This is a genomic window from Terriglobus sp. TAA 43 (assembly GCF_000800015.1).
Taxonomy (GTDB): Bacteria; Acidobacteriota; Terriglobia; order Terriglobales; family Acidobacteriaceae; genus Terriglobus.
This window is the reverse complement of record NZ_JUGR01000001.1, coordinates 80818-96863: the sequence shown is the minus strand read 5'-3', so window position 1 is coordinate 96863 and position 16046 is coordinate 80818. Positions and strand designations below refer to the sequence as shown.

At 57.9% G+C, this 16046-nt stretch carries 12 protein-coding genes; 9 read left to right on the top strand and 3 right to left on the bottom strand.

Annotated features, from left to right (window positions below):
* Positions 1-62: 62 nt before the first annotated feature.
* Positions 63-4592 carry a glutamate synthase-related protein gene (locus M504_RS00430; protein ID WP_047486721.1) on the bottom strand — a complete coding sequence of 1510 codons (4530 nt, stop codon included), beginning with the start codon at positions 4590-4592 and terminating at the stop codon, positions 63-65.
* A gap of 275 nt (positions 4593-4867) precedes the next feature.
* Between M504_RS00430 and M504_RS00425 the strand changes: the two genes are divergently transcribed.
* The 8 genes from M504_RS00425 to M504_RS00390 all read left to right on the top strand — a co-directional run bounded on the left by M504_RS00425 (position 4868) and on the right by M504_RS00390 (position 13022).
* Positions 4868-5305, top strand: coding sequence for an arginine repressor (locus M504_RS00425; RefSeq protein WP_047486718.1), 438 nt, complete (start codon positions 4868-4870; stop codon positions 5303-5305).
* Positions 5302-6411, top strand: a complete 1110-nt coding sequence (gene argC, locus M504_RS00420) for an N-acetyl-gamma-glutamyl-phosphate reductase (protein WP_052200145.1) — start codon at positions 5302-5304, stop codon at positions 6409-6411. The genes M504_RS00425 and argC overlap by 4 nt, the downstream gene beginning before the upstream one ends.
* On the top strand, positions 6408-7190 hold the full coding sequence (gene argB / locus M504_RS00415) for an acetylglutamate kinase (RefSeq protein WP_047486715.1): 783 nt from the start codon (positions 6408-6410) through the stop codon (positions 7188-7190). Before argC ends, argB begins: the two co-directional genes overlap by 4 nt.
* Positions 7187-8491 (top strand): aspartate aminotransferase family protein, encoded by a 1305-nt coding sequence (locus tag M504_RS00410; protein ID WP_232296097.1) that lies wholly within the window; start codon positions 7187-7189, stop codon positions 8489-8491. The genes argB and M504_RS00410 overlap by 4 nt, the downstream gene beginning before the upstream one ends.
* A complete protein-coding gene (gene argF, locus M504_RS00405; protein ID WP_084213971.1) occupies positions 8484-9584 on the top strand; it encodes an ornithine carbamoyltransferase in 1101 nt (366 codons plus the stop codon). Before M504_RS00410 ends, argF begins: the two co-directional genes overlap by 8 nt.
* Before the next feature lie 134 nt (positions 9585-9718).
* Positions 9719-11053, top strand: coding sequence for an argininosuccinate synthase (argG, locus tag M504_RS00400; protein WP_047486713.1), 1335 nt, complete (start codon positions 9719-9721; stop codon positions 11051-11053).
* Positions 11054-12481 carry an argininosuccinate lyase gene (argH, locus tag M504_RS00395; protein ID WP_047486710.1) on the top strand — a complete coding sequence of 476 codons (1428 nt, stop codon included), beginning with the start codon at positions 11054-11056 and terminating at the stop codon, positions 12479-12481. It abuts the gene before it with no gap.
* Positions 12468-13022, top strand: a complete 555-nt coding sequence (locus M504_RS00390; RefSeq protein WP_047486707.1) for a GNAT family N-acetyltransferase — start codon at positions 12468-12470, stop codon at positions 13020-13022. Before argH ends, M504_RS00390 begins: the two co-directional genes overlap by 14 nt.
* A 46-nt stretch (positions 13023-13068) precedes the next feature.
* On the opposite strand, the gene M504_RS00385 is transcribed toward M504_RS00390, so the two are convergent.
* Positions 13069-13875 carry an ABC transporter ATP-binding protein gene (locus M504_RS00385; RefSeq protein WP_369792881.1) on the bottom strand — a complete coding sequence of 269 codons (807 nt, stop codon included), beginning with the start codon at positions 13873-13875 and terminating at the stop codon, positions 13069-13071.
* Between the two features lie 55 nt (positions 13876-13930).
* Here M504_RS00385 and M504_RS00380 point away from each other — a divergent pair, with 55 nt between their 5' ends.
* Positions 13931-15358, top strand: a complete 1428-nt coding sequence (locus tag M504_RS00380) for an NAD(P)/FAD-dependent oxidoreductase (RefSeq protein WP_232296096.1) — start codon at positions 13931-13933, stop codon at positions 15356-15358.
* Positions 15359-15414: 56 nt separating this feature from the next.
* Here M504_RS00380 and M504_RS00375 read toward each other — a convergent pair whose 3' ends face one another.
* Positions 15415-15936 (bottom strand): superoxide dismutase family protein, encoded by a 522-nt coding sequence (locus tag M504_RS00375; protein WP_047486702.1) that lies wholly within the window; start codon positions 15934-15936, stop codon positions 15415-15417.
* Positions 15937-16046 lie beyond the last annotated feature (110 nt).

Here is a 16046-nt window from a genome sequence, read left to right as displayed (position 1 = left end):
TTTTCCGAAAAGAAAAATGGACCCGGTATAACCGGATCCATTTTGTTGTTGGTGATCGTGACTCAGGCCTGCGGCAAAGGCACCATGCGCAGGAATCGCGGAGAGTAAGCCGGCCAATCCGCCAGCATGCGCGCTGCACGTGTGCTGCCCGCCTTCTCGGCATGCTCTTCCAGCAGAGCCTTCAGTTCTGCCTGAGCTGCCTCGTCGGTCTCAGCAAACGGAACTGCCTGAAGGAATTCCGCGTGGTAACGCGTCTGCGCGAGAACAGTGTCGTCCACGTCATAGATCCACGCGATGCCGCCAGTCATACCTGCACCGAAGTTCATACCGATCTCACCGAGAACGACAACGGTACCGCCAGTCATGTACTCACAGCCGTGGTCACCCACGCCTGCAACCACGGCCGTTGCGCCGGAGTTACGCACTGCGAAGCGCTCGCCTGCGTACCCCGCAGCAAACAGCTTGCCTGCCGTTGCACCGTACAAAGCTACGTTGCCCAGCACCACGTGATGACCACCACTGCCAACCGCCATGCCGCGTGCACGGATGACTATTTCGCCACCGCTCAGGCCCTTTCCAACGAAGTCGTTTGCCTCGCCGGTCAGCGTCAGGTGCATGCCTTCGACGGCGAACGCGCCAAAGCTCTGACCCGCAGTGCCTGCCAGGTTAATGTTGATCTCCGGCACCGGCATTGGCGATTCCGCCTTTGCACGCAGCACAGAAATCTCACCTGCGATACGAGCGCCTACGGCGCGGTCGCGATTGGCGATGATGTCCTGAACCTCGTAGGGCTTGCCTTCCACAACTGCCGCCAGTGCAGGTTCCACCCACGGCTCGTCGAGGGCCGGACGGCTCTCCGGACGATCATTGCGGATCCCGGCCCACTTGCGCGGACCTTCGCCCACCTGTGCCAACATCGGCGATAGATCCAGACCACCATCAGCACGGACCTGCTGCAGCAGGTCGACACGTCCAATGGCGTCCTCGATCGATGCGAGGCCATAGCGAGCCAACAGCTGCTGCAGATCGCCTGCAAGCTGCTGGAAGAAGCGAACCACATGCTCAGGCTTGCCGCGGAAACGAGCGCGAAGTTCTGGCTTCTGTGTGGCAATGCCGGTGGGGCAGGTGTTCAAGTGGCACTGACGCGCCATGTCACAGCCCATTACGACCAGGACAGCAGTACCGAATGCATATTCGTCAGCACCGAGCAGCGCCGCGATCAGGACATCACGCGCCGTGGACAGGCCACCGTCCGTACGAAGACGTATGCGTCCACGCATGCCGTTCGCCATCAGCGTCTGCTGTGCTTCGGCCAGTCCAAGCTCCCACGGATTGCCTGCGTACTTGATAGAGGACAGCGCCGCAGCGCCCGTGCCACCGACGTTTCCGGCGATCACCACGTAATCGGCATAAGCCTTCGCGACACCCGCTGCAACCGTACCTACGCCGCAGCTCGAAACCAGCTTCACACCCACCGCGGCGCGCTTGTTGACGCGCTTCAGGTCGTGGATCAGCTCCGCCAGATCCTCAATGGAGTAAATGTCGTGATGCGGTGGCGGCGAGATCAGCGGCACGCCCGGCTGGGCATGACGTAGACGCGCGATGAGGCCAGAAACCTTATGGCCAGGAAGCTGACCACCCTCACCGGGCTTGGCTCCCTGCGCCACCTTGATTTCAATCTCCTCAGCATGCGCCAGGTATTCCGCCGTAACACCGAAGCGTCCGCTGGCCACCTGCTTAATGCGATTGTTCAGCAGCGAGTGGATTGCAGGAGCCTCAACCATCGGCTCAGCAACCGCAACGCCGCCCTGCGCAGGCTTGTTCACGAACGAAGCTGCCTCGCCGGGCTGCGGCACGCGGCGATTGCCAGGATGCGTACGGTAGACATCCGAATCCTCACCGCCTTCACCCGTATTGCTCTTACCGCCGAGCGTATTCATCGCAATAGTGATGGTGGTATGCGCCTCGGGACTCAGAGAACCAAGCGACATCGCCGAAGCGATAAAGCGGTGGTACATCGAAGAAGGCTGCTCCACCTTATCCAGCGGCAGTTCCGCGCCGGCCGGAGAGATTTCCAACAGTTCACGAAGCACCGTGGGTTCATTGCTGGAATCCACGGCGGACGAGTAAATCTGGAACGCCTTCGCCGGGTCTTCCGGAAGAGCCACATTACGGGCCGATCCCACCACAGACTGCAACGCCTTTACATGCGACGGTGCCCATGCGTGCGGCTCTGCCAGCTCTGCCTTGCGGAACTTCACCCAGCCGTAGTCAGGCAGGTCAATCTTCGCTTGAAGCTCGTCAGATACAGGTGCTCCCCAGTTCTGACGAATGGTGTGCTCAATCTGCGCAAATCCAATGCCGCCAATGGGTGCAGGAGTGTTCGGGAAACAGCGGTCTACAACCTCGTTGCCCAGCCCCAGAATGTCGAACGGATACGCGCCGCGATAGCTGTCCACCACGCTAACGCCCATCTTCGACATGATCTTTGCCAGACCAGCATCGAAGGCCTTCAGCATCTTTACTTCAGGCACCTTCGGGTCGCCATCGGCACCGGCCGTTGCACGGGCTGTTTCCAACGCCAGCCACGGGCATACCGCACCCGCACCATAACCGATGAGTACAGCGGCATGATGCACATCGCGTACATCACCTGCCTCCACGGCAATACCAGTAGCAGTGCGCAGGCCAGCCTTCACCAGTGCGTGATGTACTACGCTGACTGCAATAGCCATAGGAATCGGCAGGTTATCTGCATCGGCGCTGCGATCGCTCAACAGCAGAATCTCAACACCGGAACCAACCAACTCCACCGCGTTGGCACAGAGCGCTTCAATGCCAATCTGCAGCGAGAAATCCTTGTTGAAAACACACTTCAACTCGCGCAGCCGAAGCGTATCGCTATGCGGATACTTACCCTGACGCAGAGCATCCAACTTGCCTACCGAAAGAAACGGCGACACCAGCGACATGCCGGGCAGCGTAGCGTGCTTGTCCAGCATGTGCGACCACGGTCCGAGGCGTGTGTGCAGGGAGACAACGATGGCCTCACGCAGAGGGTCGATCGCTGGATTCGTCACCTGCGCAAAGCGCTGGCGGAAGTATGCGTAGATAGGACGCGGTGTGCGCGCCAGCGGAGCCAGCGGTGTATCGTCGCCCATGGACCACACAGCGTCTTTGCCGTCCGCCGCCATTGGCGTCAGGATCATGCGCACATCTTCCTTCGTGTAACCGAAGCTCTTCTGCGCACGCGCAATGGCGTCGAAATCCGTCGGGGGCAGGTCTACCCACTCTGCCGAAATCGTCAGATCGTCGATCAGTGCCGCGTACGAACCGTCCTCATCGAACAGGTCAAGCAGTTGATCGTTCTCATAGATCTTCTTGGCTTCAAGGTCGACCACTAACATCTGGCCAGGGCCAAGGCGGCCGCTGTGCAGCACCGTTTCTGGATCGATATCCACCAGACCAGCTTCCGAACCAGCAACGACGAGGCCATCCGTCGTGATCGCATAACGGCTGGGCCGCAAACCATTGCGGTCCAGCGCCGCGCCTACATAACGGCCATCAGCAAATCCCAGCGCAGCAGGACCGTCCCACGGCTCCATGGTGTCGCGGTGATATTTCAGGAACGCCGATTCACGGTTTGTCACCGCAGGCGGCAGCAGAACGCGAACTGCCTCAGCAATGGAATAGCCATTACGAGTCAGAAGTTCCACGGTCTCATCCAGCGAGGTGGAATCCGTGCCATCCTGCGTCAGGATGGGTTGGCACTCCGCGGGCAGCGTGGAATAGCGCGCTTCCATGCGTGCGCGATTGCCCCACACAGTATTGATTTCGCCATTGTGCGCCAGCATACGACCCGGCTGTGCACGATGCCATGCGGGTGTCGTGTTCGTCGCATAACGCTGATGGAACAGAGCATACGGAGTCACGTACGCGGCGTCCTGCAGGTCAGGAAAGAACTCCGGTAGCAGACGTCCGCTGCACATCGACTTGTAAACGATCTTGTTCGTTGAAAGCGAAGCGACATAACCGGACGTCTCGCCCGCCTCAAACTTCCGCTCAAAGCTTTTGCGCGCCAGGTACAGGCTGCGCTCCAGATCCACAACATCCGCCGTCACCAAGACATGGCGAATCTCCGGCATGGTGCCAAGCGCAATCTCACCCAGAACTTCCGGCTTCACCGGCACATCGCGCCACGCCAGAATCGTCAGACCCTGCTCTACTAGGCATGCTTCCAGGACATCGCAGGTATTGGCACCTTTTTCATTGACGAACACCACGCCAACGCCCAGCGGCTTCTCTTCGGCAAGCGTCACGCCGGTTGCATCCAGCAGGAGCGCGCGGGGAACCGCCGTCATGATGCCAACACCGTCGGAGCTCTTACCGTCCGCAGCCACAGCGCCACGATGAGCCAGGCGAGCAAGTGCCGTCAGTGCGTCTGTAAGCACCTTGTGCGACGGTTTATTTCCGGAATCCGCAACAAATCCAACACCACAGGAGTCGTGGTCAAAGCGAGGATCGACAAGCGAGCGCACGGGACGACAGGCACTCGTGACCTCAGAACGGGTCGGCAAAAACTGGGTAGCCATAGCTCATTCTACTGCGCGAAAACACCGCCGGATAGCGGAAACGCAGTCTTTCTTGTAAGGGTGCCTAACCATTTCCCGCGTAAGCGGCAGAAATGCACAACGGGAATCTTGACTGGCAGGGCTCTGTATATTTATACATGTTTATGCATACTTATGCATCGGCGAATTTACGCCATGCATCCAATGCATAGCCGGGAGACGGCTCTGAATTTCTCTCGCTACCGCCCCCACCAAAGGTCAACGGCAGCTATCTTCTTCGGGTGTGAGGCATCTTCATGAAACAGCAGCGCCAATCAGCAATTCGCGAGCTTCTGGTGTTGACCGCAATCGTCAGCCAGGATGAGCTGCGCAAGAAGCTGCAGAAGCGCGGGTTTACCGTGACGCAGGCGACTTTATCGCGCGATTTCCATGAACTTCGCGTATACAAGGGACCGAATGGATATGCGCTCCCCGGCGATCTGGACGAAGAGGACGACGATCCCGGCATCAAGGAAACACTGTTCAACTTTGGCCTGGAAGTAAAACAGGCTCAAAATCTTCTCGTTCTCATCACACGCACCAGTGGAGCGCAGCCCGTAGCCGCCGCACTGGATTACGAAGATTGGCCGGAGATGCTGGGCACGATTGCCGGCGACGACACGGTCCTTGTTATCTGCGCCGACTCCAAAGGCGCTGCCGCGCTGAAAACGCGCATGGAAGAGTTGATCGGATGAGCACAGCACTGTATGAAACGGAACCGCTGGCCACGCTGGCGAAGCTCCCACGTTCTACCGTTCGCACCGCCGTTGCAGGTGTCACTGGCTATGCCGGTGGGGAACTCGCACGTTTGCTGCTGAATCATCCGCGCCTGCGTGAAACGCAGCCCATCTTCCTCGGCCGCATGGGCTCTGAGGCTGACGGCACCACGGTCTACGATCTGCATCCGCACATTGCGCATAACGAAATTGGCGCGCCCGCGGTTGTTCCCTTCACATGGGAAACGCTACGCGACAGCGGCACCGAAATCCTGTTTCTTGCAACGCCGCATGAACAGTCGCGCGAGTGGGTTCCCTTCGCGTTGGAAGCTGGCATCCGCGTGATTGATCTTTCCGGCGCATGGCGCCTGCACAACACAGCCAATGCTGCCGTGTACAAGCTGCACGATGCTGATCCTGTACTCGCTGCAAAGCTGCAGGAAGAAGCTGTGTACGGCAATCCGGAACTGCATCGGAATGAGATTCGTGAGGCACGCCTTGTAGCGAATCCAGGCTGCTATTCCACCAGCATCATCCTTGCGCTTGCGCCTTTCATCCGCGCTGGAATCGTCGACGTGGAACACGGCATTGTGTGCGATGCGAAGAGTGGCGTCAGCGGCGCGGGCAAAGCACCGACTGCAAAGACACACTTCATGTCTGCTGCGGACAATCTTTCGGCGTATGCAGTCTTCGGACATCGGCACACCGGCGAAATGCTGGAACAACTTGGATTGAGCAGTGATCAGATTCAGTTCACACCGCATCTGCTGCCGATTCCACGCGGCATTCTGTCGACCATTTATCTGCGACTGAATGAGAAGAAATCCGCGGCGGAGCTAGAAGCTGTCCTGCGCAATTTCTATGCGGGTAGCCCGATGGTACGAGTGCATCGTGCAGGTGATCTTCCGCAGATTCAACATGTGGCACGTACGAACTATTGCGATATCGGATTTGAGCTTGCGCCGGATGGTAAGCGGCTCGTTGTTGTTTCCTGCCTGGACAACCTGCTCAAGGGTGCGTCAGGACAGGCTGTACAGAACTTGAATGTGATGTGTGGTTGGAAGGAATCGGAGGGACTCCTGTGAAGTATGTCGTGAAACTTGGGGGTGCCGCTCTGGAGAAGCCGGAACTACTTCACGCGATTGGCAAGGCCATCGCGGAGCTGGTTGCGGACGGGCATCAGGTGGCAATCGTGCACGGTGGTGGCGTTCAGTTAACGAAGACGCTGCAGGCATTGGGTAAGAAGAGTGAATTCATCAGCGGTCTGCGTGTGACTGACGCGGAAACGCGTGACGCTGCGTTGATGGTGTTGGCAGGCCGCGTGAATAAATCATTGGTCGCGTCGCTGGGCCAGCAGGGACAGGCTGCGGTGGGCATCTGCGGTGGCGACGGACACGTGTTCCGCGCACGCAAGAAGCAGACCACGCCAGACCTCGGTTTTGTTGGCGAAATCGCAGCAACCGATCCACGCTGGCTGGATGCTATCTGGAAGATGGGCGCTGTGCCCGTCATCAGTTCCATTGCGCTTGGCTTCGACGGCGAGTACTACAACATCAACGCCGATGAAATGGCGAGCGCCACGGCAGTCGCAACGAAAGCCGATGCGTTGGTCTTCCTCACCGACGTTCCGGGAGTGAAGGGTGCGGATGGCCAGGTGATGCGTTGGTTGTCACTGAAGGAAATCCCGCAGCTTGAGAAACAAGCCATCATTTCAGGCGGGATGCTGCCAAAGCTGAATGCCTGCCGCGACGCCCTGTTGGGCGGCGTTAAACGCGTTCGCATCTTACCTGCCGAGGCGGCAAAGGTACTGCCGGACCTAATCAGTTCGCGCGTGAACGACGGAACGGAGGTTATGGTCGCATGAACAATTTCAATCAGCACGACAACTCAATCATCAACGGAGGCGCAGCAGACATGAACCTTGTTGCTACCCAGGCCGCGGAGAAGAAGCTCCTGCTTCAGACCTATGACCGTCACCCGATTCTCTTGACGCGCGGCGAAGGCGTGCACCTGTTCGATGATGCTGGGCACCGATATTTGGATTTGCTGAGTGGCATCGGCGTCTCTGCGCTTGGCTATGGCCATCCTGCGATCACGAAGGCCATCCATGAGCAGGCTGCAACGCTGCTGCATACGTCAAACCTCTTCTATCACCAGGGCACTGCCACGCTTGCCGTCAAGCTGACGGAGATTACCGGCATGGACCGCGTTTTCTTCTGCAACAGCGGCACGGAAGCATGGGAAGCTGCGCTGAAGCTGGCGCGTGCTCATGCAGGTGTTTTACGCACAGAAGGAAAGACCATCGGCACGCGTTTCATCGCCATGGAACACAGCTTCCACGGCCGCACCATGGGCTCCGTTGCAACCACGCACAAGCAGAAGTATCGCGAACCGTTTAACCCGGTGATGCCGGACGTGATCTTCGTTCCATTCAACGACGTCGACGCACTGCGCGCCGCCTTCGATGAGAACGTGTGCGCCATTGCGTTGGAGTGCCTGCAGGGCGAGGGTGGTATTCATGCTGTCTCGAAGGAGTTCTTCGCAGCTGCGCGCGAACTGTGTGACAACAGCGGCGCCCTGCTGCTCTGCGACGAAATTCAGAGTGGCATGGGACGTACCGGCAAGTGGACGATGTATCAGCACTACGGCATCCAGCCAGACGTGACCACGCTGGCGAAGCCCATTGCGGGTGGGCTGCCCATGGGTGCCATGCTGTGCACGGAAGAAGCAGCACGCGCCATTACTCCCGGCATGCACGGCACCACGTTTGGTGGTGGTCCCTTGGCCTGCGCCGTTGCGATTGCTGTGATTGACGAGATTCAGGAGTCACGTCTTCTCGCACATGTAACCGAAGTGGGCGATTATTTCATCGCGCAGCTTCGCTCGCTGGCTTCAGAACACGACAGTATCATTGAAGTACGCGGCGCTGGCTTCATGATTGGTGTTGAGATGAAGTCTGCGGAAATCGCAAAAGAGGTTGCGGACAAGATGCTGTTTGAACGGCACATTCTGATCAACCGCACCAGCGAAACCGTACTGCGCTTCCTTCCTCCCTATCTGATAACGAAGGCGGATGTTGACGAAACGATTGCTGCATTGAGCAGCCTCATTGCAGATGCTGAGACGGCGCAGGCCGCACTCGCAGAGGAACAGGTCCATGGGTAGCAAGACAGTTGTTATGGGAAGCGCGTCAGGCGCTTCTGAAGTACTCGATATGCCAAAGCCGAAGGTTGCGCTTGGCATTCAATCCGATGCGGGTTTCACCGAAGCAGCGAAGAGCCTGCGCGGCCGCGATCTCTGTTCCATGAGCGACCTTTCCGTACAGGAACTGGCCGCCCTCATGGAACTAGCTCACGCAGTCAAAGCACATCCAGAAGACTTTAAGCACGCTCTGGATGGCAAGCAGATGGTGCTGATCTTTGAAAAGGCGTCGCTACGTACGCGCCTTACTTTTGAAGCAGCCATCAACACGCTTGGCGGCAACGCGATTTTCTACGACCAGACGCAGTCGCCGCTGGGTGAGCGTGAATCGCTGTCGGACGTTGCGCACAACCTGGAACGCTGGATGAACGTCATCGTGCTGCGTACCTATGCGCACGAGACAGTCACCGAGATCGCCGACATCAGCAAGGTTCCTGTAATCAATGCACTCAGCGATTACGAGCATCCCTGCCAGGCCATTACCGACTTCATGACCATTGAAGAGCGCTTCGGCACGGCAGAAGGCGTGAAGTTCACCTACGTTGGCGACGGCAATAACGTGTGCAACTCGCTGATGCTCTGTGGTGCCCTGCTGGGTGCGCACATGACCATCGCAACTCCCAAAGGCTACGAACCGAAGTTGGAGATCATTCACAAGACGATGGCCATAGCCGAAGATACCGGCGCGACCATCACGCTGACGCATGATCCCATCAAGGCCGTAGAGGGCGCCGACGCAATCTACACCGACGTCTGCATCTCCATGGGCCAGGAAAACGAAACCACCAAGCGCACGCCGATCTTCAAGCCTTACCAGGTGAACGAAGCTCTGATGGCGCATGCTACGGATCACACCATCTTTATGCACTGCCTGCCCGCACACCGCGGTCAGGAAGTAACAGATGCCGTTATCGACAGCGAACAGTCGGTGGTATTCGATCAGGCGGAAAACCGTATGCACGCACAGAAATCGCTACTGCTGATGCTGTTGGGCGGAGCGAAGCGTATCCCTCGCGACCGTGGTGTAAACGGCAAGCGTCGCCGTACCCTCGCATAGACCTCAGAGCGGCTGTAAGCATATCTGCAGCCGCTGACTTACACTGAAGTTCTCGGAAAGATTAGGCCCGGCACGTTGCACAAGCGCTGCCGGGCTGTCACACGCTGGCAACACCTGCACGAAAGGCCTCACTGATGTCCGTCATTCTCGAATCGCTTCCCACCGGCCAGAAGGTCGGCATTGCTTTCTCCGGCGGCCTGGATACCTCCGCCGCGCTGCACTGGATGAAGCAGAAGGGCGCAATTCCCTACGCTTACACCGCGAATCTGGGACAGCCCGATGAATCCGATTACGACGCCATCCCGCGCAAAGCGTTGGAATACGGCGCAGAAAAGGCTCGACTGATTGATTGCCGTGCGCAGCTTGTCCGTGAAGGCATCGCCGCGTTGCAATCAGGAGCGTTCCACGTCACGACGGCGGGCGTTACTTACTTCAACACCACACCCATTGGCCGCGCTGTTACCGGCACCATGCTGGTCACGGCGATGAAGGAAGACGACGTAAACATCTGGGGCGACGGCTCCACCTATAAGGGCAATGACATCGAGCGTTTCTATCGCTACGGCCTGCTCGTGAACCCAGACCTGAAGGTGTACAAGCCCTGGCTGGACGCCACGTTCATCGACGAACTGGGTGGCCGCAAGGAGATGAGTGAGTTCCTCATCCGTTCTGGTTTCGATTACAAGATGTCGACGGAGAAGGCGTACTCCACCGACTCGAACATCTTGGGCGCAACGCACGAAGCCAAGGACCTCGAACATCTCAGCACATCCATGAAGATCGTTGCGCCCATCATGGGCACGGCGTTCTGGCGCGATGATGTGGACGTGAAGCGTGAACAGGTAAGCGTGCGTTTTGAAGAAGGTACTCCTGTTGCGTTGAACGGCAAAGAATACAACGACCCCGTCGAACTGATGCTGGTAGCCAACCGCATTGGCGGACGCCACGGCCTCGGCATGTCTGACCAGATCGAAAACCGTATCATCGAAGCGAAGAGCCGCGGTATCTATGAGGCGCCCGGTCTTGCGCTACTCTTCATCGCGTATGAGCGCCTCATCACGGGCATCCACAACGAAGACACCATCGAGCAGTACCGCGAGAATGGTCGCAAGCTGGGCCGCCTGCTCTACCAGGGCCGTTGGTTCGATCCGCAAGCCATCATGCTGCGGGAAGCTTCGCAGCGTTGGGTTGCGCGTCCTGTTACCGGCGAAGTCACGCTGGAATTGCGTCGCGGCAATGACTACTCCATCCTGAACACGGAGAGCCCGAATCTCACGTTTGCTCCTGAGCGTCTCTCCATGGAGAAAACCGAATCATCGTTCTCTCCGCGAGACCGCATCGGCCAGCTCACGATGCGCAACCTGGACATCACAGACACGCGCGCTAAGCTTGCGACGTACGCCGCAAGCGGTCTCATCTCGCTGAGCAGTGGCTCTGAGATGCCCAAGCTCAAAGGTGCGGAAGAGTAAATGGCGAACGAAGCAAACAAAATGTGGTCAGGCCGCTTCCGCGAGCCGTTGAACAAAGCATTCGAGCAATGGCAGCGTTCTTTCCCGTTTGATTGGCGCTTGTTGCCACAGGAAGCCGCAGCCAGTAAGGCGCATGCGAAGACCATCGCCGCGGCAGGCATCCTCACCGATGCTGAGTTGCAGTCCATCGTGAATGGACTCGACTCACTCGCGGATGACTTCGCAAACGAGCGTCTGAACCTGAAGAGCGATGTTCCCGAAGACATTCATCACTTCGTGGAACTCGAACTGAAGGAACGCATCGGCATCGTTGCGCTGAAGCTGCACACCGGCCGTAGCCGCAACGAACAGATCGCTACTGACCTGCGTCTGTATGTGCGCGATACGATCGAACGCGCCATAGCGAACCTTGCAGCATGGGCGACTTCCCTTCTTGCGCTCGCTCAATCTGCGGGCGAACACGCAATGCCGAGTTACACGCATCTGCAGCGTGCAGAACCTGTTCTAGTTGCGCATTGGCTCATGGCTTACTTTGAAATGGCCATGCGCGACATCACGCGTCTGCAGGATGCACGCGTGCGCATGAACTTCTGTCCGCTCGGCTCCGGCCCGATCGCGGGCGCAACGCTCAAGCTGGACCGCACCATCGCCGCAAAGGAACTCGGCTTCACGGCTCCGACTGCGAACAGCATGGATGCAACCAGTGACCGTGACTTCGCGCTGGAGTTTTCACAAATAGCGGCAACCATCGGTCTGCATCTTTCGCGCTTCGCAGAAGAGATCACGCTGCATGCAACCGCGGAGTTCGGATTCATCGAACTCCCCGAAGCATTCAGCACCGGCTCATCCGCTATGCCGCAGAAGAAGAATCCCGATCTGACCGAACTGGTACGCGGCAAGAGCGGACGTCTGCTTGGCGCAGCCACCACTTTTGCAACCATCATCAAAGGACTTCCGCTGGCCTACAACAAGGACATGCAGGAGACGCAGGAAGCGACCTTTGAAGTTGCGGAAACACTCGATGGAATGCTGCCATTGCTCGCTCCCTTCACTGCGGCGCTTCAGTTCCGTTTCGACCGTATGGAGAATGCCGCAACGCACGGTTATCTGAATGCGATGGCTGCAGCAACGTACCTCGTTTACAAGGGTGTTCCCTTCCGCACGGCACATGAGAAGACCGGCAATGCAGTTCGTTTCGCCCTTGATACGAATCGCGAACTGAACGATCTGAGTGTGGAAGAGTTAAAGCAGTTCGGTGAAGAGTTTGGCGATGATTTCCAGCAAGCCATCACGCTGGAAGCAACATTGGACTGCCACGACGTTATTGGCGGCACGGCGATCCACCAGGTAAGAGAATCACTCGCTTCGGCGCAAAAGAGGCTTGAAGAACTCAAGCGCCAGATGGAGACAGAACATGCCCTCGGCTAGTGTTCGAAAGGCGCGCCTGCAGGACGCGGCCAACATCTTCGAACTGGTCAACTCGCTTTCCGGCGACGGTACGCTACTGCGTCGTCAATATGCTGAGATCTGCGAAAACGTACGTGACTTCTATGTTGCCGAGAGCGAAGGCGGTGTCTTCCTCGGCTGCGGCGCGCTACACCTGTACGGTCCACACTTGGCAGAAGTGCGCTCCATCGTGATGAAGCCCGAAGCCAAGGGACAGGGCGCGGGCGGCTTGCTGCTGAAGGCGCTCCTGCAGGAAGCGGAAGACCATGGCGTGCAAACCGTCTGCCTGTTCACACGCATTCCAGACTTCTTCTTCCGCTACGGTTTCCGTACGACCATGGATCGCACGGCGTTGCCTGACAAGATCTACAAGGACTGCCAGAAGTGCCCGCGTCTGCACGCATGTGACGAAGTCGCGATGTTACGCGGTCCCGTGCCTCGCGTTGCAGTGCTTGGGCCCGCCAAGATTAAGCAGCCCGAACTGGTTCCCTTACAGATTGCCTTCACTGGCACCGACCACTAATAGCAAAGGCGGCCCGCAAAGGCCGCCTTTCTTCTAACTGCGCGCCCTACCAAGCGTGAAGATAACCATCCTTCTCCGTGATGTTCACCCGAACACCGAACAGATCATAGAGTTTGTCTTCTGTAATCATCTCTTCGCGCGATCCATCCGCGACAATGCGCCCATCGCGCATCATCAGCACACGATCAATCTCTGGGATGACATCCGCGATGTGATGCGTTACCAGAATCAATCCAGTTCCCTGCTGCACGAGACTGCGCATGGTGTTACGCAACTCTGCCTGTGCGGCAATGTCCAGTGCATTCGACGGTTCATCCATCAGCAGCATCCGTTCCTCGGGAGTGTCGCCGCTGCCCACCAGTGCACGCGCAATCATCACGCGCTTCTGCTGACCTGCAGAGAGCGTTCCAAGTTCCTGCCGTGCAAACTGATCGGCGCCGACATGCTTCATCGCAACTGTTGCACGTTCACGCATCTCCTCAGTCACGACGAGATTCGGCCATAACGTTGCGGATGAGAAGAACCCCGTCACTACAGCGTCAAACGATGTCGTGTGGCGTGCGGATTTACTTGGCGGTTCCGACGTTACGACACCCAGCTTCCGCTTAAGTTCCGTAAGATCCCAACGCTGACGGCCAAAGATCTCCATGTGCATCCCTGGCTGCACCAACGGATAAATCTCCGACGTCATCGCCTTAATGAGCGTACTCTTGCCGCATCCGTTGGGGCCAAGGATGGCGATGCGTTCGCCACGCCGCATATCCAGATGGATATCGTGAAGGATGGTGCGTTCGCCACGCATCACATTCACGTTGCGGAACGAAAGGAAAGGCTTCAGCTCTTCAGCGGACAACAGTCACTCCATACGGCGCAACAGCGCTCATAGATTCAGTGTAATGATCAGAGGCGTGAACGGAAGCAAGAGTGCGGTGATTGTCGGCAGCGGGCCGAATGGTATGGCTGCGGCCATCGCACTTGCGCGTGCCGGTGTTCATGTCACCTTGTTCGAGGCAGCAGCGCAAGCAGGTGGCTGTCTGCGCTCAGAAACACTAACGTTGCCAGGGTGCATTCACGATGCAGGTGCTGGTGTCTTCCCACTGGCAAAAGCATCACCATTCCTCTGCACATTGCCATTGGAACAACATGGCCTTACATGGATAGAGCCAGACGTTCCCGTTGCGCATCCTCTCGATGATGGCCATTCGGTGGCCCTGTTGCATGATGTCAACGCAACGGCATCGTTACTGGGTGAAGACGCTCAGCGATGGAGTCAACTGATGCGTCCATTACTGACTTCCTGGCCGTCGTTGCTACCAGATGCGTTATCACCCTTGTTGCGCATACCGCGTCATCCGTTCCGCATGGCTCGATTTGGAATGGACGCTTTGCAGTCTGCTCGGAACCTTATGAATCAGTTAAGGACAACACGAGCCAAAACACTCTTCGCGGGGCTCGCTGCACATGCCGCTGTTCCACTGGAGATGACGGCAAGTGCGGGTGAAGGGTTAGTTCTGGCAGCAGCGGCGCACAGTACAGGCTGGCCTATTGCACGTGGTGGCTCGCAGAGCATTGCCAATGCCATGCTGTCACTGTTGCAAGAGCTTGGTGCGGAGATTGTGCTGCAACATCCGATTGAGACTTTGCGTGACCTGCCACAAGCTGACTCGCTGTTGCTGGACGTCACACCGTGCCAGTTTGTATCTCTAGCCGGCGATGCGCTTTCCGAATCAGAGGTGAAGATGTTGTCGGAGGTTCAGTTGAGTCCGGGTGCATGCAAGGTCGACTGGGCACTCTCTTCGCCGATTCCTTGGCAGTCTGAACTTCCGCGTCGCGCAGGCACTGTGCATCTTGGCGGCAGCTTTGAAGAGATCGCTGCGTCGGAACGTGATGCTTGGAACGGCGCTTTGAATCATCGTCCGTATGTTCTTCTTTCTCAGCCGAGCCTCTTCGATGCGACGCGTGCTCCTGCGGGGGTGCATACGGCGTGGGGGTACTGCCATGTACCCAATAGCTCGACGGAGGACTTCACTCAGCGGATTGAGGATCAGGTTGAGCGGTTCGCTCCAGGCTTCCGCAGCACCATCCTTGCGCGGCATGTGCGGACCGCTTCCGACATGGAACGATGGAACCCCAACCTGTTAGGTGGTGACATCTCTGGCGGCGCCATGACACTGAAGCAGATTGTGTTGCGGACGCGGCATCGCACGCCATTACGGGGGGTGTACCTGTGCTCGTCGTCTACGGCTCCGGGTGGCGGGGTGCATGGCATGTGCGGTTGGCATGCGGCATCTGCCGCTGTAGCGGATATGAAGCTACCGCGTCTGCGACTGGCATAAACGTCAACTGCGGACCGAAGTCCGCAGTTGGTGGTTCCAATGTAGGGTGTTATTGCTTACATGGCAGCAGCGGGGATTACGCCGCAGGCGATGCGCTTGCCCGATGCACCTGCCGGGTCGGTCTTCTGGTCGTCCACCAGTTCGTGTACCACTACGGTCTTGCCGTAGATGGACGACATGGATGCAGTGTCCAGAGAGATGTCAGGGTTGCTCAGCGTTGCCTTGCCCTTGCCATCAGCACCCACCTTCACGCTGGAGGCGAAGTCGCCGGCATGATGGCCTTCAGGGTTCTGGTAGCCGTGGTGCTTGTTGTCCGGGTTCAGATGGCCCTTGGCGCTGGCGAAGTCCGGCGCTGTGCAGGCGTCACCAGCATGAACGTGGATGCCATGTTCGCCTGCGGGAAGATCGTGCAACGACACCTTCATGTCGACAGTCTTACCCTTCTTGGCAAACTCCACCGTTCCTACATCTTTGGCAGCGGGATCCTTCAACTCAACCTTCACGGGCTTCTGCGCCACTGCGAATGCAGTCAGGCTACATGCACCCAAAACCACTGTTGCCATCCACGACTTCTGCATACTCTGAATCTCCCTTTGAGTCTTCGCTCCATGGTAAAGCGGAGAGCGTTCCCTCATCACGCCTTGCCGCTACGTGATAACGATACGCTCTCCGCTTAGATGCTGCTCGA